The organism is Bradyrhizobium sp. NAS80.1 (assembly GCF_001908205.1).
Classification (GTDB): Bacteria; Pseudomonadota; Alphaproteobacteria; order Rhizobiales; family Xanthobacteraceae; genus Bradyrhizobium.
The window spans coordinates 1-21,716 of sequence record NZ_LGHL01000135.1 but is presented as its reverse complement, the minus strand read 5'-3'; the positions used below and the strand labels follow the sequence as shown (position 1 = coordinate 21,716).

Annotated in this window: 18 protein-coding genes and 1 pseudogene; 12 read left to right on the top strand and 7 right to left on the bottom strand. The window is 63.9% G+C overall.

The features are described from left to right. Window positions 1-101: 101 nt before the first annotated feature. The gene (locus tag AC629_RS28790) at window positions 102-1,043 is read right to left on the bottom strand and encodes a peptidylprolyl isomerase (RefSeq protein WP_084808244.1); all 942 of its coding nucleotides are present in this window, start codon (window positions 1,041-1,043) and stop codon (window positions 102-104) included. A gap of 351 nt (window positions 1,044-1,394) precedes the next feature. Here AC629_RS28790 and secA point away from each other — a divergent pair, with 351 nt between their 5' ends. Further along, on the top strand, window positions 1,395-4,235 hold the full coding sequence (gene secA / locus AC629_RS28785) for a preprotein translocase subunit SecA (protein WP_084808243.1): 2,841 nt from the start codon (window positions 1,395-1,397) through the stop codon (window positions 4,233-4,235). A 220-nt stretch (window positions 4,236-4,455) separates the two neighbouring features. Here the strand turns inward: secA and AC629_RS28780 are convergent, their stop codons facing one another. Next, a complete protein-coding gene (locus AC629_RS28780) occupies window positions 4,456-4,899 on the bottom strand; it encodes a MarR family winged helix-turn-helix transcriptional regulator (protein ID WP_084808242.1) in 444 nt (147 codons plus the stop codon). 180 nt (window positions 4,900-5,079) lie between these two features. Between AC629_RS28780 and AC629_RS28775 the strand changes: the two genes are divergently transcribed. The 7 genes from AC629_RS28775 (at window position 5,080) to AC629_RS28745 (ending at window position 12,628) form a co-directional block, all read left to right on the top strand. Then, window positions 5,080-6,261, top strand: coding sequence for a substrate-binding domain-containing protein (locus tag AC629_RS28775; protein ID WP_084808241.1), 1,182 nt, complete (start codon window positions 5,080-5,082; stop codon window positions 6,259-6,261). A 213-nt stretch (window positions 6,262-6,474) separates the two neighbouring features. Beyond that, window positions 6,475-7,989 carry an amidase gene (locus tag AC629_RS28770; protein ID WP_084808252.1) on the top strand — a complete coding sequence of 505 codons (1,515 nt, stop codon included), beginning with the start codon at window positions 6,475-6,477 and terminating at the stop codon, window positions 7,987-7,989. A gap of 36 nt (window positions 7,990-8,025) precedes the next feature. Continuing rightward, the gene (locus tag AC629_RS28765) at window positions 8,026-8,883 is read left to right on the top strand and encodes a branched-chain amino acid ABC transporter permease (protein WP_084808240.1); all 858 of its coding nucleotides are present in this window, start codon (window positions 8,026-8,028) and stop codon (window positions 8,881-8,883) included. Window positions 8,884-8,887: 4 nt separating this feature from the next. After that, window positions 8,888-10,105 (top strand): substrate-binding protein, encoded by a 1,218-nt coding sequence (locus AC629_RS28760; protein WP_084808239.1) that lies wholly within the window; start codon window positions 8,888-8,890, stop codon window positions 10,103-10,105. Between the two features lie 19 nt (window positions 10,106-10,124). Then, window positions 10,125-11,219 carry a branched-chain amino acid ABC transporter permease gene (locus AC629_RS28755; RefSeq protein WP_084808238.1) on the top strand — a complete coding sequence of 365 codons (1,095 nt, stop codon included), beginning with the start codon at window positions 10,125-10,127 and terminating at the stop codon, window positions 11,217-11,219. Beyond that, window positions 11,206-11,940: an ABC transporter ATP-binding protein gene (locus AC629_RS28750; RefSeq protein ID WP_084808237.1), complete on the top strand. Its 735-nt coding sequence runs from the start codon at window positions 11,206-11,208 to the stop codon at window positions 11,938-11,940. The genes AC629_RS28755 and AC629_RS28750 overlap by 14 nt, the downstream gene beginning before the upstream one ends. Beyond that, complete coding sequence (locus AC629_RS28745; protein WP_084808236.1) at window positions 11,933-12,628, top strand: branched-chain amino acid ABC transporter ATP-binding protein; 696 nt, start codon at window positions 11,933-11,935, stop codon at window positions 12,626-12,628. The genes AC629_RS28750 and AC629_RS28745 overlap by 8 nt, the downstream gene beginning before the upstream one ends. Window positions 12,629-12,650: 22 nt before the next feature. Here AC629_RS28745 and AC629_RS28740 read toward each other — a convergent pair whose 3' ends face one another. The 4 genes from AC629_RS28740 to AC629_RS28725 all read right to left on the bottom strand — a co-directional run bounded on the left by AC629_RS28740 (window position 12,651) and on the right by AC629_RS28725 (window position 16,984). Beyond that, window positions 12,651-14,198, bottom strand: coding sequence for a L,D-transpeptidase family protein (locus AC629_RS28740; RefSeq protein ID WP_168195606.1), 1,548 nt, complete (start codon window positions 14,196-14,198; stop codon window positions 12,651-12,653). 402 nt (window positions 14,199-14,600) lie between these two features. After that, the gene (locus AC629_RS28735) at window positions 14,601-15,563 is read right to left on the bottom strand and encodes an acetyl-CoA carboxylase carboxyltransferase subunit alpha (RefSeq protein ID WP_084808234.1); all 963 of its coding nucleotides are present in this window, start codon (window positions 15,561-15,563) and stop codon (window positions 14,601-14,603) included. 285 nt (window positions 15,564-15,848) lie between these two features. Continuing rightward, the gene (gene xerD / locus AC629_RS28730; protein ID WP_084808233.1) at window positions 15,849-16,820 is read right to left on the bottom strand and encodes a site-specific tyrosine recombinase XerD; all 972 of its coding nucleotides are present in this window, start codon (window positions 16,818-16,820) and stop codon (window positions 15,849-15,851) included. Between the two features lie 17 nt (window positions 16,821-16,837). After that, the gene (locus AC629_RS28725) at window positions 16,838-16,984 is read right to left on the bottom strand and encodes a histidine kinase (RefSeq protein ID WP_074116966.1); all 147 of its coding nucleotides are present in this window, start codon (window positions 16,982-16,984) and stop codon (window positions 16,838-16,840) included. A gap of 147 nt (window positions 16,985-17,131) precedes the next feature. Between AC629_RS28725 and AC629_RS28720 the strand changes: the two genes are divergently transcribed. The 3 genes from AC629_RS28720 (at window position 17,132) to AC629_RS28710 (ending at window position 20,331) form a co-directional block, all read left to right on the top strand. Then, window positions 17,132-17,755 carry a shikimate kinase gene (locus AC629_RS28720; RefSeq protein ID WP_084808232.1) on the top strand — a complete coding sequence of 208 codons (624 nt, stop codon included), beginning with the start codon at window positions 17,132-17,134 and terminating at the stop codon, window positions 17,753-17,755. After that, window positions 17,752-18,900, top strand: coding sequence for a 3-dehydroquinate synthase (gene aroB, locus AC629_RS28715; RefSeq protein ID WP_084808231.1), 1,149 nt, complete (start codon window positions 17,752-17,754; stop codon window positions 18,898-18,900). Before AC629_RS28720 ends, aroB begins: the two co-directional genes overlap by 4 nt. Before the next feature lie 126 nt (window positions 18,901-19,026). Next, complete coding sequence (locus tag AC629_RS28710; protein WP_084808230.1) at window positions 19,027-20,331, top strand: HlyC/CorC family transporter; 1,305 nt, start codon at window positions 19,027-19,029, stop codon at window positions 20,329-20,331. A gap of 148 nt (window positions 20,332-20,479) precedes the next feature. On the opposite strand, the pseudogene AC629_RS28705 reads toward AC629_RS28710, so the two are convergent. Beyond that, a pseudogene (locus AC629_RS28705) lies at window positions 20,480-20,749 on the bottom strand (BolA family protein); the annotation flags it as partial. Between the two features lie 147 nt (window positions 20,750-20,896). Between AC629_RS28705 and AC629_RS28700 the strand changes: the two are divergent. Further along, window positions 20,897-21,532: a J domain-containing protein gene (locus tag AC629_RS28700; RefSeq protein WP_084808229.1), complete on the top strand. Its 636-nt coding sequence runs from the start codon at window positions 20,897-20,899 to the stop codon at window positions 21,530-21,532. Window positions 21,533-21,716: the final 184 nt, after the last annotated feature.

Here is a 21,716-nt window from a genome sequence, read left to right as displayed (position 1 = left end):
CGGGGCGCCTTGATGGGGTCTGGACATGCAGATGGCCGGGCGATGCCCGGCCATTGCGATGCTCTAGATACTCTTGGCGTCAGCGAAGTGACAGCGAATTCTTACTTCTTCGCCGGGGGAGCCATCTTGCTGTCGGACGGCTTGGCCGCGTCGGCCGGCTTGGCGTCCGCCTTGGCATCGGGCTTGGCCGCATCAGCTGCCGGCTGGTCCAGGCGCTCGACCTTGGCCTCCGCGCGCAGCTTGGAGACATAGTCGGCCTGGGCCTTGCGGGTGACGTAGTTCTCGATCTGGGCCTTGACCTGCTCGAAGTCCGGCGCCTTGCGGTTGCGCTTTTCCTCGACCTTGATGATGTGCCAGCCGAACTGCGACTTCACGGGGTCGGAGATCTTGCCCGGCTCGAGCGAGAAGGCCACGGCCGAGAATTCCGGCACCATCTGCTCCTTGGTGAAGAAGCCGAGGTCGCCGCCATCGGCAGAGCCCGGATCCTTGGACTTCTTCTTGGCGAGCTCGGCGAAATCGGCGCCCTTGTCGAGCTCGGCCTTCACCGCCTTGGCATCGTCCTCGGTCTCGACCAGGATGTGGCGGGCGCGCACCTCCTGTTCGCCGGTGATCTGCTTGGAGGCCTCTTCATAGACCTTCTTCATGGCGTCGGGGGTGGTGGCGGCCTTGCCCTCGTTGGCGAGCAGGCTGTCCATCAGCAGGCGGTTACGGGCGAACGCCAGGCGCTTCTTGAACTCCTCGCTGTCGGCGACCTTCTTGTCCTCGGCAGCCTTGGAGACGATCTTCATGTCTATCAGGAAGGACAGGACGTTCTCGTCCTTGGTCGCCGGGTCCATCTGGGCGAGGCTCGGCCCGAGTTCTTCCTCGGCCATGGCGACGTCGCTCTTCTTGATTTCGACGCCATTGACCTTCGCCAGCACCGGATCGTCGGCCGCCCGGAGCGGGCCCGCGAAAGCCAGGGACAGCGCCAAAGCGAGGCAGCCAGCCAGGGCGGACGCATGGCGGAAACGCTGGCCGGTGGTTACCGGGAACGAGGTGGTCATGGAAAATCCTTTTGTTGAAGCAGGGGGCTGCTCGAGCGGGGCGGACACTCGCCCAATTCAGGGGGGCTTGGCAACGCGAAAAGTCTGTCAAAATGATGAATTAGCCGCAATGCGCCCGCCGTTGACAAGGCTAGGGGGCGGCCATATCTCTGACCCGTCGCGTCCATGGCGATGGCGTTTATTTTGCTGCGTTTTTGGCCGTTGAACCCTGACTTGCTCAATTCCCACCCATATGGCGGATGACCCCGCAGTCGGGCACTGGCACCACAAGGCGTCACGGTGAGTTGATAGGCAAGAAGGTGACAACCTCTTGGCTGCAACGCGGTTAATTCGCGAACACAGGAATTAGGCATGATCGGCGCGCTCGCCCGCAAGTTTTTCGGCTCCGCCAACGACCGGCGGGTGAAGGGATACCAGTCCCGCGTCAACGCGATCAACGCGCTGGAACCCGAGGTCTCGAAACTCTCCGACGAGGCGCTGAAAGCCCGGACCGCCGAGTTCAAGAAGCAGCTCGCCGAGGGCAAGACGCTCGACGACATCCTAGTGCCGGCCTTCGCCACCGTGCGCGAGGCCGCCAAGCGCACCCTCGGCCAGCGCCATTTCGACGTCCAGCTCATTGGCGGCATGGTGCTGCACGAGGGCGACATCTCCGAGATGAAGACCGGCGAAGGCAAGACGCTGGTCGCAACGCTTGCGGTCTACCTCAACGCGCTCGCCGGCAAGGGCGTCCACGTCGTCACCGTCAACGACTACCTCGCCCGCCGCGACTCCGGCTGGATGGGTCAGATCTACGGCTTCCTCGGCATGACCACCGGCGTGATCGTCCACGGGCTGGACGATGCCGAGCGCAAGGCGGCCTATGCCTGCGACATCACCTACGGCACCAACAACGAATACGGCTTCGACTACTTACGCGACAACATGAAGTACCGGCTCGAGGACATGGTCCAGCGGCCGCACTTCTTCGCCATCGTCGACGAGGTCGACTCCATCCTGATCGACGAAGCGCGCACGCCGCTGATCATCTCCGGTCCGCTAGACGACCGCTCCGACTTCTACAACACCATCGATTCGTTCATGCCCAAGCTCGACAAGTCCGACTACGAGGTCGACGAGAAGCAGCGCACGGTGACGCTGACCGAAGGCGGCATGGAGAGGATCGAGACGCTGCTGCGCGATGCCGGCCAGCTCAAGGGCGAGTCGCTCTACGACGTCGAGAACGTTTCCGTCGTGCACCACATCAACCAGGCCCTGCGCGCCCACACGCTGTTCACCCGCGACAAGGACTACATCGTCCGTGACGACGAGGTCGTCATCATCGACGAGTTCACCGGCCGCATGATGCCGGGCCGGCGCTATTCGGAAGGCCTGCACCAGGCTCTCGAAGCCAAGGAGCACGTCCAGGTCCAGCCCGAGAACCAGACGCTGGCCTCGATCACTTTCCAGAACTACTTCCGCATGTACGAGAAGCTTGCGGGCATGACCGGTACGGCCGCGACCGAAGCGGACGAATTGTTCGACATCTACAAGCTCGAGGTCGTGGAGATCCCGACCAATCTGCCGATCGCGCGCCTCGACGAGGACGACGAGGTCTACCGCACGCAGAAGGAAAAATACGCCGCCATTCTCGCCGAGATCGAGCGCGCCAACGCGCGGCTCCAGCCGGTCCTGGTCGGCACGGCGTCGATCGAGAAGTCGGAAGTGCTCGCCGAGTTCCTGAAGCAGAACGGCTACAAGCAGATCGATTTCGGCAAGGAGCACGCGCTCGACAAGCTCTATGCCGCCGCCCGCGCCGGCAAGCCGGCGAAGCTGTTCGCGGTGCTGAACGCGCGCTTCCACGAGCAGGAAGCCTACATCGTCGCGGAAGCCGGCGTGCCCGGCGCGATCACGATCGCGACCAACATGGCCGGCCGCGGCACCGACATCAAGCTCGGCGGCTCGATCGAAATGCGCGTCCAGCAGGAGACTGCGGGCATCGAGGACGAAGCCGAGAAAGCCAGGAAGATCGAGCAGATCAAGGCCGACATCGCGCACTTCCGCGATATCGTGCTCAAGGCCGAGGAAACCGTCGAGATCGAGCCGGCGAAGGGCTCAAAGCCCGCCAAGACCGTGACGAAGCCCGGCGGCCTCTACATCATGGGCTCCGAGCGTCACGAATCCCGCCGCATCGATAACCAGCTCCGCGGCCGTTCCGGCCGTCAGGGCGACCCCGGCCGCTCGAAGTTCTTCCTGTCGCTGGAAGACGATTTGATGCGCATCTTCGGCTCGGATCGTCTCGACAGCATGCTGCAGCGCCTCGGCCTGCAAGAGGGCGAGGCCATCATCCATCCCTGGATCAACAAGGCCTTGGAGAAGGCGCAGCAGAAGGTCGAGGCGCGCAACTTCGACATCCGCAAGAACCTCCTCAAGTTCGACAACGTCCAGAACGACCAGCGCAAGGTGATTTTCGACCAGCGCGTCGAGCTGATGAAGGACGAGAGCGTCGCCGAGACCGTCGCCGACATGCGCCACGCCTTCATCGACGACCTCGTCGCCAAGCACGTGCCCGAGCATGCCTATGCCGAGCAGTGGGACGTCGCGGGGCTCAAGGACGAATTGAAGCGCGTGCTCGATCTCGACCTGCCGGTTGACGAATGGGCCAAGGAAGAGGGCATCGCCGACGAGGAGTTGCTGACGCGTATCGAGAATCGCGCCGACGAGCACATGGCGGCGAAGGTCGCGCAATGGGGCCCCGACGTGATGCGTTACGTCGAGAAGACCATCCTGTTGCAGACGCTCGACCATCTCTGGCGCGAGCACCTGATCATGCTCGACCATCTGCGCCAGGTCATTGGCCTGCGCGGCTACGGCCAGCGCGATCCGTTGCAGGAGTACAAGACCGAAGCCTTCAACCTCTTCCAGGAGATGAGCGCGCATCTGCGTGAGGCCGTCACCGCGCAGCTGATGCGGGTCGAGATCGTCCCGCCGGAGCAGGAAGCCCCGCTGCTGCCCGCGATGGAAGCGCACAAGTTCGACCCGAACACCGGCGAAGACGAAATGGCCGTCGCCAACGTCTCGCTCGCCCCGCAGCACACCGACGCAGCCCTGCGCGATCCGAAGAACCCGGCAAGCTGGGGCAAGGTCGGCCGCAACGAGGACTGCCCGTGCGGCTCAGGGAAGAAGTACAAGCACTGCCACGGGCGGTATGCGTAGCAGCTAGCTTCGCAGATTAAGGCGCCACGTCAGCGCCTCATGCTGTCGTCGCCCGGCTAGACCGGGCGACCCACTACGCCGCAGCCTCTCCGCATCTCACAACCGTCTCTGGAATACAGGATCGCCCGAACAAGTCGGGCGATGACGTTCCGGTGCGTGGCACGCAACTCTTTCCACAGCATCGACATTGTGAAAGCCAGGACTCAGCAAGCGCCACCGCTCAATTCGAGCTGTCGATCAAGCTCTCCAGCAGCCGCTTCAATTCGCTCGTCGACTTGTCGCCGTAGCTTTCGAGGATGTGCTCTTCCTGATCCACTGCGAGCGAGTTGAGCCTCTTGCACAGCACCTTGCCGCGGTCTGAGATGAACATCAGGACCTTGCGGCGGTCGTTCGGGTCCTGCACGCGATAGACCAGCGTGTCGGAGACCATGCGGTCGATCATCTTGGTCAGCGTCGGATGGTTGAGCAGCACGGCGTCTGCAAGCTCGCCCATCGAATGGCCGTTGCCATCCGACAGCACTTTCAGGATACGCCACTGCTCGACAGGAACGCCTTCCTTGCTCAAGCGCAGTTCCAGCTGCCGGTTGATCTCCCGGTTGGCTTGCGCGAGCAGGTAAGCGAGGTGTTCGGTGATCGGGGAGTTTTCTTTCGACGGTTTTGCCACGGCTAAGACTTCGTCTTGACCCAAAATGAGTGAATGTCTTGCAATCAATGCTGCATCTATATGCACTTCAATTGTTGAATATTCAATATTTTCAAAATAGGATGATTGCCCAACAAAAGGGCGGATGCCGCGGCCGCCTGCTGAATGTGCTTTCAAGTCTGACCCCAGACAGGAGTTGGCGTGCGCGCGACGGTAAACTTCCCGGCTCACGGCGGTCCGGTGTTGCCGCCGTCCATGCTGCTCAGGAATCTGTCGTCATCGGCGGCTGATGGTGGCTTGTCGCCGAGCGATCATGCCTTCAGGCGGCGAGCCACGAACAAGCTCCGCATCGGCGGCTTCATTTGCTGTACCGGTTCACCCGGGGTCTGGGGTCCCTGCGCGACCAACAGTGCGCAGCTCGCGGTCGCCGAGATCAACAGGCGCGGCGGCATCCTCGGTCGCGAGATCGAGCTTTCGATCTACGACGCCGGCGGGCCGCTTGACGAGGTGTTGAACCAAGCCGACGAGGCGATCGCGTTCGATGAGGTCGATCTCATCGTCGGACTGCACACCAGCGCGGTCCGTGTCGGTTTGCGCGACGTCACCAGGCGTCATCGCATTCCCTACATCTATACGCCCGTCTACGAGGGGGGCGAGCGCACGCCCGGCGTGATGGCGATCGGCGAGACGCCGCGCTGGCAGAGCCGGCCGTCGATCCACTGGCTCGCCGACGTCAAAAAGGCGTCGCGCTGGTACCTCATCGGCAGCGATTACGTCTGGCCCTGGCAATCGCACCGCGCCGTCAAGAACTACATCAAGGAAACCGGCGGCCAGGTCGTCGGCGAAGAGTTCGTTCCCCTCGGGGAGGATAATCACGAGCCGCATTTGGCGCGCATCCGCGCCGCCAGGCCGGATGTCGTGCTGATCTCCCTCATCGGCACCGACAGTATCACCTTCAATCGTGCCTTCGGCGAATGCGGCCTTGGCGCCACAACGCTGCGGCTGGCGGGGGCAATGGACGAGACGGTGCTGCTGGGTATCGGCGCGGACAACAGCGAAAACCTGTTCTGCGCATCCGGGTATTTCTCCAGCGTCGGCTCGCGGGCCAACGATGACTTCCAGATCCGCTATCGCGCGATGTTTGGACCGAATGCGCCGCCGATCGGCTCGGTCGGCCAATCCAGTTATGAAGGACTGCGTTTCCTCGAAGCCGTGGCGAACAAGGCCGATTCGCTGTCGATGGCGGCCATGCTCGCGGCTGGCCGCAACATCGTTTACGGCGGCGCGCGCGGCCCGGTCACCATTCGCAATGGTCACGCCCGGATGCAGATGTATCTCGCCGAGGCCGATGGCCTCGACTTCAAGCTGATCAAGCCGGTCTGACGCCAGCGCGCCAATCCGTGCCCGCGCGATTTCAAAATAATACTTGAAAAGGAAAATATTTCCGATTTGAATGTTTCAGCGAGGCCGATGCCGCGTGCGTCGCGCATGGGGGCCGCGCCCAAGGATCGGTCCAAGGACAGGTCCAAGGACAGGTCCAAGGACAGGTCCAAGGATCGGCCCAAGAATCGTTCGAAGAAACCTCAGGAGAGCGCCGTGACAGTTGTCCTTCCCACTCCAGCCCAACTTCGTAGTGTTGCCGAGCAGTGCGGCCTCGCGCTGACCGATGACGACGTCGCTTCGTTCCGCGGCCTGATGCAGGGCTCGATCGAAGCCTACAATCTCGTCGGCGCGATGCCGGACGAGCTGCCGGAGGTCAAATATCCGCGCACACCGGGCTATCGGCCCTCCCCCGAGGAGAACCCGCGCAACGCCTGGTATCGCAAGTCGACTGTGAAGGGCGCCGCGCACGGCAAGCTCAAGGGCAAGACGGTCGCGCTGAAGGACAACATCATGCTTGCCGGCGTTCCCATGATGAACGGTTCGGCGACGCTCGAAGGTTACGTCCCCGATTTCGACGCCACCATCGTCACCCGTATGCTGGATGCCGGCGCCGAAATCGCCGGAAAAGTGCATTGCGAATCCTTCTGCATGTCCGGCGGCAGCCACACCAATGCGGTCGGCGCGGTCCATAATCCCTACAAGATGGGCTACTCGGCCGGCGGTTCGTCCTCGGGCAGCGGCGTCGTCGTCGCACTCGGTGAGGTCGATATGGCGATCGGCGGCGACCAGGGCGGCTCGATCCGCATGCCGTCCTCGTTCTGCGGCACCTACGGCATGAAGCCGACCTGGGGCCTTGTGCCCTACACCGGCATCATGCCGATCGAGATCTTCGTCGATCACACCGGCCCGATGACGGCGACCGTCGCCGACAACGCGCTGTTGCTCGAAGTGCTCGCCGGCGACGACGGCTACGACCCGCGCATCAAGTCGCCCAAGGTCGAGGAATACACCAAGGCGCTCGGCCAGGGCGTGAAGGGTATGAAGATCGGCATACTCAAGGAGGGCTTTGAGCAGCCGACAGCGGAAGCCGCCGTCAATGAAAGCGTGCGTGAGGCCGCAAAGCGTTTCAAGGATATTGGCGCCACCGTCGAGACCGTCTCGATCCCGATGCATCTCGTCGCCCCCGCGATCTGGACGCCGATCGGCGTCGAGGGCATGACCCAAACCATGATGTATGGCGACGGCTATGGCCTGTCCCGCGCCGACCTCTACTCGACATCGCTGATGGATTTCCATCGCGGCTGGCGCCGGAAGGCGGATTCGCTGTCCGAGACGGCAAAACTGTTCCTGATGCTTGGGACCTACATCAACAACACGTTCGGTCCCCGCTACTACGGCAAGGCGCTCAACATCTCGCGTCGGCTGACCGCGGCCTACGACAAGGCCTTCGGGGATTACGACCTCCTGCTGCTGCCGACCACGCCGATGAAGGCGACGAAGCTGCCGGAGCCCACAGCCAGCCGCGAGGAATATGTTGCCCGTGCGCTGGAGATGATCGGCAATACCGCGCCGTTCGACATCACCCATCACCCCGCAATGTCACTGCCCTGCGGCATGGTCGACGGCCTGCCCGTCGGACTGATGCTGGTCGGTCGGATGTTCGAGGAGTCCACGATCTACCGCGCCGCCCATGCTTTCGAGCAGATCGGCGACTGGAAGAAGATGTGAGCAAGGCTTTGATGCAGACGGACGGAACAGCAAAGCATGGCTAACGCGTTCGTCGCGGCGTTCGAGATCCTGAGCTTCGGCGCGATCATCGTCCTGATCGTGCTGGGGCTCGGCATCATCGCCAGCATGATGGGCATCTTCAACTTCGCGCAGGGCGAATTCGTGCTGCTCGGGGCCTACATCACCTATCTCGCCTACGCCAAGGGCCTGCCGGTCTGGGCCGGCATGGTCGCGGCGCCCTTCGTGGTCGGTGCCCTCGGCTTCGTGCTCGAGGCGCTGATCATCCGGCGCTTCTACGCCGCGCCGATCGTGGCCATGCTTGGCACCTACGCGCTCGGACTGATCATCCGGGAGGCCGTGCGCGGGCTGATCGGTGGCTTCTATCTCACCGTGCCCGAGCCGATCGGTGGTTCGATCGACATCGGCACGATTCACATCTCGGCCTGGCGCTTCACCATCATCGTCATCACGCTGCTGGTCATGGCGGGCTGCTATCTGCTGCTGTCGCGCACGAGCTTCGGCCTGCGCATGCGCGCCACGCTGGAAAATCCGTCGCTGGCGCGGGCGTCCGGCATTTCGACGCCCTTGATGTACGGTGCCACCTTCGCCTTCGGTTCGGCGCTTGCCGGTCTTGCCGGTGCGCTGATCGTGCCGGTGTTCAGCCTGTACGCCGATCTCGGCCTGCGCTTCCTGATCCAGGGTTTTGTCGCGGTGATGGTCGGCGGCGTCGGCTCCTTCATCGGACCGGTCGCGGGTGCCGGCGTCATCGGCACGCTCAGCGCGGCGCTGCCGTGGGTGATGGCGCCTGTCGTCGCCGACGTCCTCGTCTTCGTTCTCGCCATTGTCTTCATCAAATTTCGGCCACAGGGCCTCATCGCTGGAAAAGGGGTTTAGTCACATGTTCGATCGTGCTCAGCTCTCGCGCCGCCGCTTTCTCTCCAATCTGGCCTTTGGTTCCGGTGCGGTTGCGACCGGTGTTGGCAGCTGGGTGATCCCGGCCGACTGGGCCAATGCGGCCGAAGGCCCGATCAAGGTCGGCATCGCGACAGATCTCACCGGCCCGATCGCCTATGCCGGAAATGCCGATGCCAATGTCGCCAAGATGGTGATCAAGGAGATCAACGCGGCCGGCGGCCTGCTGGGCCGGCCGCTCGAGCTCTATATCGAGGATACCGCGTCGAATGAATCGGTCGCCGTCGGTAACGTGCGAAAACTGATCCAGCGCGACAAGGTCGACATGGTGCTGGGCGGCATCACATCGTCGATGCGCAACGCGATCAAGGACCCGATCGTGGCGCGCGGCAAGACGCTCTACATCTATCCGCAGCTCTACGAGGGCAAAGAGTGCACGCCCCATCTGTTCTGCACCGGTCCGACGCCGGCGCAGCAATGCGACGAATTCATCCCCTGGCTGATCAAAAACGGCGGCAAGAAGTTCGCGCTGCCGAGCGCCAACTATGTCTGGCCGCACACGCTCAACGTCTACGCCCGCAAGGTGATCGAATCGAACGGCGGCGAGGTGGTGTTCGAGGAATACTATCCGCTCGACCAGGTCGACTTCTCCGCCACCGTTAATCGCATCGTCTCCAACAAGGTCGACGTCGTCTTCAACACGGTCATTCCGCCGGGTGTCGGTCCGTTCTTCAAGCAGCTCTATGAGGCCGGCTTCCTCAAGAACGGCGGACGGCTGGCTTGCGTCTACTATGACGAGAACACCCTCAACATAAATCAGGCCAACGAGATCGAAGGGCTGGCGAGCTGTCTCGACTATTTCAAGGTGCTGACCAAGGAGAACCCGATCGACGCCAAGATCCAGGCGGCCTACGACAAGGACTTTCCGGGCAACATCCTGTTCGCCGCGGGCAGTGCTGCCACCGGCACCTATCGCGGCCTCAAATTGTGGGAAGCGGCCGTCAAGGAAGCCGGCAAGATCGACCGCGAGTCGGTTGCTGCGGCACTCGACCATGCCAAGATCGCCGAAGGTCCGGGCGGCCCGGCCGAGATGGTGCCAGGCAAGCGTCACTGCAAGATGAAAATGTACACCGCGGTCGCCAAGGGCGGGAACTATGAGATCGTCGCGCGCAGCGAGGGTCTGGTCGATCCCAAGGAATGCTGAGAAGGGATGTTAAAGCCGCATGCCGAAGGTGATGGGCGCATTGAAGAAGGCGATCCCCGCCGAGATCGGCGGGGAGGCGGACGCCGCAATGGAGAGCAGCGCAGCGGCAGGGCAGGCCGCTTCGGGACGAAAAGTCCTGCCGATCGTGGAGGGCGTTGTGCTCGTCGCGGCGCTGCTCGCGCCTCTGGTACTGCAGGACTATCTCACGGTGTTCGCGACGCGCGTGATCATCCTCGCTCTGTTTGCGTTGTCGTTTGATCTGGTCTGGGGCTATGCCGGCATCATGAGTTTTGGCCAGGCCCTGTTTTTCGGCTCGGCCGGGTATGGCGTTGCGCTGCTCGCGCGTGACCTCGACATCACCAACATCTTCCTGGTTCTTCCGGCCGGAACCATCATCGGCCTCACCTTCGCGCTGCTGCTCGGCGGCTTCCTGCTGCTGGGACGGCATCCCTCCAGCGTGATCTTCGTCTCGCTCGGCACACTCACCGGATCCTACGCGGCCGATCGTCTCGCGCGCGGCTGGTACTATCTCGGCGGCCAGAACGGCATCCCCTCGATCGCGCCGATGACGCTCGGTGGCTACGAATTCTCGGAGGGGCCCGCCTTCTACTATTTCGTGCTCGGCATCCTCGTCGTGGTCTACCTGCTCTGCCGCTTCCTGGTGCGCTCGCAATTCGGGCTGGCACTGGCGGGCCTGCGCGAGAATGAGCAGCGCATCGCCTTCTTCGGATACAAGGCGCAGCATCTGAAGGCGATCATCTTCACCATCGGCGGCGCCATCGCGGGGCTCGCCGGCAGCCTCTATGCCTTCCACGAAGGTTTCGTCTGGCCCAACATGGTCGGTGTGGTCGTCTCGACGCAGGTCGTTCTCTATGTGCTGTTCGGCGGCTCCGGCACGCTGATCGGCGCCGTCATCGGCACTGTCATCATCGAGGGCGTCAGCTTCTGGCTGTCTGACAATTACCGCGACATCTGGCCGATCATCCTCGGCCTGCTGCTGCTGCTCGTGATCCTGTTCCGCCCGCTCGGCCTCATCAGTTTCCTGCTCGGCGAGCGCGAACGGGTCGGCAGTTTCGATGCCGTACGCAAGGAGAAGCGCGATGCCGCTTCTTGAGGCTGCTGGCATCAAAAAGATCTTCGGCAAGCTCACCGCGCTCGATGGCGCCGCGCTCACCGTCGGCGAGAACGAGTTCCACGGCCTGATTGGCCCGAACGGCTCCGGCAAGAGCACGCTGATGAAGTGCATCGCGGGCGCCGAGGTGCCGACACAGGGCAAGGTCTCGTTCGTCAACACCGACATCACCGCGTTCACGCCGACCGAGCGTGCCCGCGCCGGCATGAGCCTGAAATTCCAGATTACGTCTGTGCTGCCGACGCTGACGCTCTACGACAACATCCTGCTCGCCCTGCAGGCGCAGTCCTCGCTGTTCGACCTCGTGTTCTCGCGCACGCGCGAGCTCCTGCACGACCAGGTCATGACCATGCTGACGCAATTCCGCCTCGCCGACCGCGCCTTCGATGCGGCCGCGGCGCTGTCACATGGCCAGCAGCAATGGCTGGAGATCGCGATGGCGCTCGCCGGCAAGCCGAAACTGTTGCTGCTGGACGAGCCGACCGGCGGCATGAGCCTGGAAGAGCGCCGCGTCACCGGCGAATTGCTGCAGCCGATCAAGCAGCACTGCTCGCTTGTCATCGTCGAGCACGACCTCGATTTCATCCGCGACATCTGTGATCGGTTGACGGTGCTCGACCAGGGCAAGGTGCTGGCATCGGGTACCGTGTCCGAGATCCAGGCCAACAAATCCGTCCAGGAGATCTATCTGCGCCGTGCCTGAATTTTTGGACATCAAGCATCTCGACGCCGGCTACGGCCGCAGCCAGGTCCTGTTCGACGTCAACCTCGGCATTCCCTGGCGCGGCGGCGTCGCCGTGCTCGGGCGCAACGGCGCCGGCAAGACCACGCTGATGAAGACCATCGTCGGCGAGCTACCGGCCTGGAAGGGCGAGGTCGCCCTCGACGGCCGCGACATCAGCCGCCGCCGCAGCGAAGAACGCGTGCGTGCCGGCATCGGCTACGTGCCGCAGGAGCATTCGGTGTTCGCGCGCCTGTCGGTACGCGACAATCTCGCGGTCGGCTCGCTCGCGAGCAAGGATGCTTCCGCGGTCGACCGCGTGCTGACCATCTTCCCGAAGCTCGGTCAGCGCCTCGACCAGCCCGCCGGCACGCTCTCCGGCGGCGAGCGCAAGATGCTCGCGATCGGCCGCGCCATGCTGGGTGATCCAAAGCTGCTGCTGCTGGACGAGCCGACCGAAGGCGTCTGGATCGGCGTGATCGAGGAGATCACCGAACGCCTGATCGAGCTCGCGAAAGATATCGCCGTCATCATCGTCGAGCAGCATCTCGACCTTGCGCTCCGCGTCGCGGACTACGCCTACGTGCTCGACCGCGGAAGGGTCGCGCTACAGGGCGCGGCGGGCGAGGTGAGGGGCAATCCGGAGCTGATGCGGTATCTGGCGCCGTAGGTATTCGCGAGCGGAACGCCGCCTACTTCACCGCCCCGAACCGGCTGTCGAACGAGTTCGACGACACCACCGGTGCGGCGCCGGCCATCTGCGCGCTGTCACCCGCACCATCGGATACCGACGGCTTCATCGCCGGCCGCGTCGCGGCGACCTTTGTCTCAGCCGGCTTCGCCGGCTCGGCGGGTTTGGCGGCAGCGACCGCCTTGTCCTTGGACGCATCGTGGCTAGGCACGAACCTTGTCACTGCGGCCTTCAGCCTAGACGCCGCAGTCGGCGGCGCTGCGGGCTTCGTGGTCGGGGCCACGGACGCTGTGGCTTGCGGCGGCGGGGTGGTGGTGGCCGTGGTGTCAGCCGTGCCCATGCCCATCTTGCGGGCAAGGCCGGAGAAGAAGCCGCCTTGCGATTTTTCCTGAGACTTTTCGGCCGGCGCGGCCGAGGCGACGCGGGTGCTGGTGGCGGGCGCGCTGACTGCGACGACCGGCTCTTCCTGCGGCGAGGCCGCGGCCGGCTCGAGGTTCGGCTTCGGCGGATTGACGTGTCCAGGGATCGTGCCCGGCGCCTTGGCCATCGCCAGCATCTGCAGCGTGTTGCCTTCGGCGGCCTCGGACAGGCCGGTCGAGCCTTCCGGAATCTTCGAGGCAAAGATCTTGTTCATGCCGCCGTCGATGCCGGTGTTCATGCGCGCCACCGGCGTGCCCTTGGCGACGAGCTTTGCGTATTCCGCGTCATCCTTCGCCTGCTTCTCGCGCACGGCGCTGGCGATATCCTCGGGGATCACATAGGCCGGGCACTTTGCGGACGCGTCGAACACGGGATCGCGCTTGGCGTCCGGCGCCTTCGCCGCATCGAAGACGTACTTCTTCTCGCAGAAGTCGACCTTCGGCTCCTGCCGCGTCACCTCGAAATGATCATAGCCTTCCTTGATCATCTTCCAGAAGGCCATGTTCGGATTGTTGCGGTGCTTGGCCATGTTCACCGGCGTCATCCGGAACGGATAGGCCTGGAACTGGAACGCCTTCTGGCCGCCGAAGAAGGACTCGCGGCCGAGCGAATAGATCTCGGCGATCTGCTCGTCCGTCATCGCGTAGCAGCCGCGCGAGGAGCAATCGCCGTGCACCATCAGCTGCGAGCCGGTGCGGCCGAGTGCGCGGTCGAACGCGTTCGGGAAGCCCGTGTTGAAGGAAAGATAGTAGGCCGACTGCGGATTCATCTGGCTCGGGTTGATCGAGTAGAATCCTTCCGGCGCCTGGCGGTCGCCTTCGCGCACCTTCGGGCCGAGATCGCCCGACCAGCGGCAGATCGGATAGGTCTTGAGCAGCGCGAACTGGCCGCTTCGGGTCTGCTTCCAGATCTCGAGCTCGGCCTCCTGCTTGAACAGGCGGATCAGGATCGGCGATTGCAGGTCCATGTTCTTCTCGCCCATCGCAGCGACGAGTTTTGGCGGGACCGGCTGGTTGGCCTTGGCGTTGGTCGCGAGCGACACCTGGTCGGTATCGCAGCCGGCGAGCAACACGCTGGCCGTGAGCGCAAATGAAGCCAAGAGCGCGCGAGCGAGCGAACGAGAAATCAAGATGGACCCCACACCGTGCCGGGCAAGGAGCGCGAACCCCAACTCTTTGGAGCATGACCAGACCGGAGATCCGGGACCCGTCGTGACGGGCATTTTTCAGGTCACGCTCCAGCGCTTATGCCCTGAAGCCATTGATTAAAATTCTAACCTCTGGGTCATGTGGTCGCAACCCGAGCGGGGATCACGAGCCCGTTGGCCCAGTGGCATGGTCAACAGAGACTAAACTTGGACGCGACTTGAGGCGTAACTTGGGACGCAACTTGGGCGCTTCGGCCGGATTCGGACTCAGATAGCCGATTTGGGCAGAAAAAGGGTTAACGCGGGGTTACCGGGGGCATTCCGTGCGGTCTCTCGTGCCCCGGACGCGGCGCAGCGCGTCCAGGACACGGACAGCCACCCGAATCAGCCCAGTTTCCGGCCCATATCGAGGAATTTCTGCCGCCGTTGCTTGCGGATGGCGTCCCCGTCCAGGCCGCGGAGCTCGTCAAAAGCCTTGGCAATGGCGTCGCCCGTGGTGGCGATCATGGCGGCGGGGTCGCGGTGGGCGCCGCCGACCGGCTCCTTCAGGATCGAGTCGATCACTCCGAAGCGCAGCATGTCCTGGGCGGTGATCTTCATGTTGTTGGCGGCTTCCTGCGCCTTGGTGCCGTCGCGCCAGAGAATCGAGGACGCGGCCTCCGGCGAGATCACACTGTAGATCGCGTGCTCCAGCATCAGGACCTTGTTTGCGGTGGTGATGGCAATGGCGCCGCCCGACATGCCCTCGCCGGTGATGATGGCGACGTTCGGCACGGTCAGCGCCAGGCAGGCGTCGGTCGACCGCGCGATCGCCTCGGCCTGGCCGCGCTCCTCCGCGCCGATGCCGGGATAGGCGCCGGCGGAATCGGCGAGCGACAGCACCGGCAGGCCGAACCGCTCGGCCATCTCCATCAGCCGCACGCATTTGCGATAGCCCTCGGGCCGCGCCATGCCGAAATTGTGCTTGATGCGGCTCTCGGTGGAATCGCCTTTTTCCTGGCCCATCACACAGATGGCCTCGCCGCGGAAACGGCCAAAGCCCGCAACCAGCGCCTCGTCCTCGCCGAACTTGCGGTCGCCCGCGAGCGGGGTGAACTCGGTGATCAGGCCCTTGATGAAGTCGTTGAAATGCGGCCGCTGCGGATGCCGCGCGACCAGCGTCTTCTGCCACGGCGTCAGGTTCAGATAGAGGTCGGCCAGCGCCTGCGCCGCCTTGTCCTCGATCCGTTCGATCTCCTCAGCGATGTCAGTGCCGGAGGCCGCGAGCGTACGCAGCTCGTCGACCTTGGAGTCGAGCTCGGCGACGGGCTTTTCGAAGTCGAGATAGCTGCGCATCTGGTCTTGCATCAACTCAATATAGGGAAGACAGGGCGAAGAGGCGAAACGGATTTGAGCTCGCGGAAAGAAGTGTAGCTTCTTCAATGAGTTGGCTTGTGTGCTCCCGGGAGCCCGCCAAATCATTCGTGAGGCCACGGCTCTTTCTGCGGAGATGTGGCCGAAGTCAAGGCGGTTTCGCCTGTGGGTCGCAGCTTGTAGCCCGGATGAGCGAAGCGAAATCCGGGGCAGGTCGTGCCCCGGGTACCAATCCCGGATGTCGCTCCGCTCATCCGGGCTACAGAAGCTATGCAGCCGCTACTTCTCCGCCAGCGGGTGCAGATCGCGCACGAGGCTCTTCAGGCGCTCCTCGACCACATGGGTGTAAATTTGGGTGGTCGAGATGTCGGTGTGGCCGAGCAGGGTCTGTACGATGCGCAAGTCGGCGCCGTTATGCAGGAGGTGGCTGGCGAAGGCATGGCGCAGCACGTGCGGGGATACCAGCCGGGCCTGCAGGCCCGATGCGACCGCGAGCTCTTTCAAGTCGCGGGCGAAATGCTGCCGCGTCAGATGCCCGCTCTCGCCGAAGGAGGGGAACAGCCATTTCGAGGCGGCAAGGCCGTTCTTCTTTCCCGCCTTCGCGGCTTCCGTCGCTGCGAGATAATCGGCCATCGCCTGGCGCGAGGCATCGTTGAGCGGCACCAGGCGTTCCTTGTCGCCCTTGCCGCGCACCACGATCATGCGGGCGTCGCGCTTGGCGGCCGTGCGCGGCAGCGCCACCAGCTCGGAGACGCGCAGGCCTGTCGCGTAGAGCACCTCCAGCAGGCAATAGAGCCGTAAGCTGCGCAGCCGCTGCGCGGGCGAGACCTCCGCTGCCTCGCTCAATTCCTTGGCGCGGCGGAGCATGCGGTCGACATCCGCGATCGAGAGCACCTTCGGCAAGCCGCGGCCGCGCTTGGGGCCGGACAGGATCGCCGCGGGATCTTCGGTCCGGATGCGCTCGTTCAGCAGAAAGCGGAACAGATGCCGCATCGCCGACAGCCGCCGTGCGACGCTCGACGATTTGAAGCCGCGTGCATCGAGATCGCCAAGATAGTCGCGTAGGACTTGCGTCTCCGCGTCCGCAAATGTGTGGCCGACGCGGCCGAGAAACTCGGAGAAATCGGTGAGGTCGCGGCGGTAGGCGTCGAGCGTATTGGGGCCTGCGCCCTGTTCCGCCGCGAGCATGTCGAGGAACAGACCGGTAAGCTTGCTGTCGGAGGGCTTGTTTGCGGAAGATTTGGCACGCATGCCCCGCAACCTAGCTCCTATTTCTTGAGAAATTTGTCAGGCGGGATCGTCACCGTCATTTCCCGCGGTTTGGGACTGACGAAGTTCGCCAGCGCGAACACCACGCCATAGACGATGCCGGCGATCACGGCGACGACCGTCAGGAAGCGGAACAGGCTGGGCATCGGGAACGGTCTCGGGCGTCCAAATTAACCAATGAAATCATCCAACATGTTCGCCGTTTCGTGGCAAGAGTCCTCTGGCGAGCCCCCCTGTGGGGTCGTATAGGTGGCCAAAGGATGCCGTCTTTGGCGGCAGATTGAGCGAGATCCATGCCTGACGCCGCCTTGCCGATAGCTGCTTCGCCTGAGACCGACATCCTGTCGGCGCTCGGGGCGCGCTCGATCGTGCTCGTCGGCATGATGGGGGTTGGCAAATCCACCGTCGGCCGCCGCCTGGCGGCCCGGCTCAAGCTGCCCTTCGTCGATGCCGACACCGAGATCGAGGCGGCGGCCGGCATGACCATACCGGAGATCTTCGAGCGCCACGGCGAGCCGCATTTCCGCGACGGCGAGGCGCGGGTGATCGCGCGGCTGCTTGACGGGGGCCCCCTCGTGCTGGCGACCGGCGGCGGTGCCTTCATGCGCGAGGAAACGCGGAACCGCATTGCGGCGAAAGCAATCTCGATCTGGCTCAAGGCTGACCACGACGTCATCATGCGCCGGGTGCGCCGCCGCGCCGATCGTCCGCTGCTGCAGACCGCCGATCCCGAAGGAACCGTCATGCGCCTGCTCACCGAGCGCGAGCCGGTCTACCGCAACGCCGATCTCACCATCGCCTCGCGCGACGTGCCGCACGACAAGATCGTCGAGGAATGCATCGAGACGCTGCGCGTCCATCTCTGCGGTGAGCCCGCGTCCAAACCACCAGCCGATGTCGTGAGTGCCGTTCGATGACTGCGCCTTTGAAACATTCCGATCCCGTGAACGTCGACGTCGCGCTCGGCGATCGCGCCTATGACATCGTCATCGGCCGCGGCGTGCTGGCCTCGCTCGGCGAGCGGGTCGCCGCTTTGCGTCCCGGCGTGCGTACCGCGATCGTCACCGACCGCACCGTCGCAAAATACTGGTTAGAGCCCACCGAGGCATCGCTCGCAGCCAGCGGCATCCCGACGTCGCGAATCGTCGTCGAGGAAGGCGAGATCTCCAAGACCTATGCCGGCCTTGAAAAGGTCAGCGAAGCCCTGATCGGCGCGAAGATCGAGCGCAACGATCTCGTCATCGCGCTCGGCGGCGGCGTGGTCGGCGATCTCGCCGGCTTTGCGGCTGCGGTCCTGCGCCGCGGCGTCGATTTCGTGCAGGTGCCGACCTCGCTGCTGGCGCAGGTCGATTCGTCCGTCGGCGGCAAGACCGGCATCAATTCGCCGCAGGGTAAGAATTTGCTCGGCGCCTTCCACCAGCCGGTGCTTGTCATCGCCGATACCGCCATGCTCGACACGCTGTCGCCACGGCAATTCCGCGCCGGCTATGCCGAGGTCGCCAAATATGGCGTGCTCGGCGACGAGGCCTTCTTCACCTGGCTGGAGAAGAACCACGCCGACATCTTCAAGGGCGGCTCGGCGCGCGAGCATGCGATCGCGACCTCCTGCCGCGCCAAGGCCGGCGTCGTCTCGCGCGACGAGCGCGAGACCGGCGAGCGCGCGCTGCTCAATCTCGGTCACACCTTCGGTCACGCGCTGGAAGCCGCGACCGGCTTCTCCGACCGTCTGTTCCACGGCGAAGGCGTCGCCATCGGCATGACGCTGGCGGCGCAGTTCTCGGCGAGGCTCGGCATGATCGGCGAGGCGGATGCGGCGCGTGTCGAACGTCACCTCATCGAGGCGGGCCTGCCGACACGTTTGCAGGACATCGCCGGTTTCGCGCAGGAAGGGCTTGGCGACGCCGACGCGCTGATGGCGCTGATGGCGCAGGACAAGAAGGTCAAGCGCGGCAAGCTCACCTTCATCCTGCTGGAGGCTGTGGGGCGCGCCGTGATCGCGAAGGATGTCGAGCCGGCCCCGGTGCGCGATTTCCTCAAGGAGAAGCTCGCGCAAAAGGCATGATGCGCGGCCAGAGCGTTTTCGGGCGAAGTGGACAACGGTTCACGTAAAGAGAACGCGTCAAAACAAGAATCTAAAGCCCTTTCCGATTCCATCGGAACGGGGCTTTAAGCGGTTGTTGAGTGGTGCATGGACTGGCTCGGATTCACCATCGTCGTCCTCTGCCTCTTGGTCTCGGCGTTCTTCGCCGCGAGCGAGACCGCGCTGACCGGCGCTTCGCGCGCCAGCATGCTGCGGCTCTCCATGCAGGGTAATCGTGACGCGGACGTCGTCTCGGAACTGCTTGACATGCGCGAACGCCTGATCGGCGCGCTGCTGCTCGGCAATAACATCGCCAATATCGGTGCCTCCGCGCTCGCGACCGGCATCTTCACGGGGTGGTTCGGCGATGTCGGCGTGCTCTATGCCACCGGCCTGATGACCGCGCTGGTCGTGATCTTCGCGGAGGTGCTGCCCAAGACCATCGCCATCAACGCGCCTGACCGGATGGCGCTTGCGGTCGCGCGCCCGATGCGGCTGACGATGTACGTGCTGGGGCCGCTGCTGCGCGTGGTGGAAGTCATCGTGCGTCTGTTGATGCGCCTGTTCGGCCTCGCCGGCGAGCACCAGGCGATCCTGTCGCCGACCGAGCGCCTGCGCGGTGCGGTCGATCTCCTTCATCACGAGGGCAAGTTCGAGAAGCAGGACCGCGACATGCTCGGCGGCCTGCTCGACCTGCGCGAGCTTCAGGTTTCCGACGTCATGATCCATCGCACCGAGATGATGATGATCAACGCCGATCTGCCGCCGGAGGAACTGGTGCGCGAGGTGCTGGCGACCGAATACACCCGCATTCCGCTCTGGCGCGAGAAGCCGGAGAACATCATCGGCGTGCTGCATGCCAAGGATCTGTTGCGCGCTATCCGCGCGTCCGACGGCGACACCTCGCGCATCGACGTCTCCACCATCGCGCTGCCGCCCTGGTTCGTGCCGGAGATGCGACCCGTCTCCGAGCAGCTCAAGGCGTTCCGCCGCCGCAAGACACATTTTGCGCTCGTCGTCGACGAGTACGGCGAAGTTGAAGGTCTTGTGACGCTGGAAGACATTCTGGAAGAAATCGTCGGCGACATCTCCGACGAGCATGACGTCGTGGTCGCGGGCGTGCGCGCCCAGCCGGACGGATCGGTCGTGGTCGACGGCTCGGTGCCGATCCGGGATCTCAACCGCGCCATGGACTGGCACCTGCCCGATGAAGAGGCAACGACGGTTGCCGGCCTCGTCATTCACGAGGCGCGCTCGATCCCCGACCGCGGCCAGAGTTTTACGTTCCACGGCTTCCGCTTCCGCGTGCTGCGCCGCGAGCGCAACCGCATCACCGCGCTCCGTATTTCACCGGTGCCGCGCGAGGCGGAAATGGAAGAAGCCAAGCCGCGGCGGGCCGGGACGTCGTTTTGACTTGGTCATCGCCCGCCTTGTGCGCAATTGCGCACTGGGGCGGGCGATCCAGTACGCCGCGGCCGCTCGGTTCTAGCCGCGCCGCCTCGGAGTACTGGATGCCCGCCTTCGCGGGCATGACAGCGGAATTTGTGGTACTCAGCCTTCCCCCCGGCGCCTGTGCGTGGATCGCCAGCGCATGCAGGCTGCCGGAAAGTTCCACGGCCAGCGCCGAATTTATCATGCGGTGGCGCTCGACCCGGCTCTTCCCTTTGAAGGCTGGAGACACGATATAGACGCGAAAGTGCGTCTCGCCGCTCGGTTGATGGCCGGCGTGGCCTTCATGCAAATGTGACTCGTCGACGACCTGCAGGCTTTCCGGCGTGAAAGCTTCCTGCAACTTGTTGCTGATAGTGTCTCTCATAACCATAAGTGCCATTAAGGTGCGCGATCGCACTCCGTCAATGCCCATAGGCCGCTCCTGGCGGCCGTTCCTAAAGGCCGATGTGAAGCTTCGGCTACGGGTTTTTAGCAAAATGCAATGTCAAGACTTGAAGGTTTTTGCATTGCGTAGTCAAAGTCAGCCATGCCGATCGATTCATCAAAGTTCTTCGACTCCATTCGCGTCAAGCCGCGGGGCAAGCAGCCCGAGGTGAAGCCGCGCGACACCGTGGTCAACTGCGAATGGGCCGGGTGTCAGAACAAGGGTGCGCACCGCGCGCCGAAGGGGCGTGAGAACCAGCGTGAGTACTGGCACTTCTGCCTGAACCACGTGCGCGAGTACAACCAGAACTACAATTTCTTCTCCGGCATGAATGCTGACGCGGTCGCGCGCTACCAGAAGGATGCGCTGACCGGCCACCGTCCGACCTGGAAGATGGGCGCCAATGGCGGCGTCAAGAAGGGGGCGGAAGCCGAGGTCGACGGCGCCTTCGATCCGTTCAGCATGTTCTCCGAGATCAACGGCCGCGCCAATTGGCGCCGCGGGCCCGAAGCCCAGCCCAAGGCCGAGACGCGCAAGGTGATGAACGCCGAGCGCAAGGCGCTCCAGGTCATGGGCCTCGGCCCAGGCGCCACGCTCGCCGACGTCAAGAGCAAGTACAAGGCCCTGGTGAAGCAGCATCACCCCGACGCCAATGGCGGAGACCGCTCCACCGAAGACCGCCTGATCGAGATCATCAAGGCGTATAATTATCTGAAGACGGTGGTGCGGGAGGCCTGAGCCTCGCGCTCTACTTTTGCCGCATCCTCGGTGTCGTCCCGGACAAGCGCGCCCTGAGCGCGCGCCGATCCGGGACCCATATGTGGACGGCCCCCGTGGCACAAGAGCATTGTGAGGTTTGATCGGATCGCTTGCATCGATATGTCCGGCCTGTCTGTGCAGCTTGGTCGCCGCTGGCCAAGAT

Excerpts from the sequence above, each read along its gene's own strand:
- AC629_RS28750 (WP_084808237.1), top strand. The coding sequence starts at position 11,206 with ATGCCGCTTCTTGAGGCTGCTGGCATCAAAAAGATCTTCGGCAAGCTC.
- AC629_RS28700 (WP_084808229.1), top strand. The coding sequence starts at position 20,897 with ATGCCGATCGATTCATCAAAGTTCTTCGACTCCATTCGCGTCAAGCCG.
- AC629_RS28735 (WP_084808234.1), bottom strand. The coding sequence starts at position 15,563 with ATGCAAGACCAGATGCGCAGCTATCTCGACTTCGAAAAGCCCGTCGCC.
- AC629_RS28790 (WP_084808244.1), bottom strand. The coding sequence starts at position 1,043 with ATGACCACCTCGTTCCCGGTAACCACCGGCCAGCGTTTCCGCCATGCG.
- AC629_RS28765 (WP_084808240.1), top strand. The coding sequence starts at position 8,026 with ATGGCTAACGCGTTCGTCGCGGCGTTCGAGATCCTGAGCTTCGGCGCG.
- AC629_RS28725 (WP_074116966.1), bottom strand. The coding sequence starts at position 16,984 with ATGCCCAGCCTGTTCCGCTTCCTGACGGTCGTCGCCGTGATCGCCGGC.
- secA (WP_084808243.1), top strand. The coding sequence starts at position 1,395 with ATGATCGGCGCGCTCGCCCGCAAGTTTTTCGGCTCCGCCAACGACCGG.
- aroB (WP_084808231.1), top strand. The coding sequence starts at position 17,752 with ATGACTGCGCCTTTGAAACATTCCGATCCCGTGAACGTCGACGTCGCG.
- xerD (WP_084808233.1), bottom strand. The coding sequence starts at position 16,820 with ATGCGTGCCAAATCTTCCGCAAACAAGCCCTCCGACAGCAAGCTTACC.
- AC629_RS28755 (WP_084808238.1), top strand. The coding sequence starts at position 10,125 with ATGCCGAAGGTGATGGGCGCATTGAAGAAGGCGATCCCCGCCGAGATC.
- AC629_RS28710 (WP_084808230.1), top strand. The coding sequence starts at position 19,027 with ATGGACTGGCTCGGATTCACCATCGTCGTCCTCTGCCTCTTGGTCTCG.
- AC629_RS28720 (WP_084808232.1), top strand. The coding sequence starts at position 17,132 with ATGCCTGACGCCGCCTTGCCGATAGCTGCTTCGCCTGAGACCGACATC.
- AC629_RS28760 (WP_084808239.1), top strand. The coding sequence starts at position 8,888 with ATGTTCGATCGTGCTCAGCTCTCGCGCCGCCGCTTTCTCTCCAATCTG.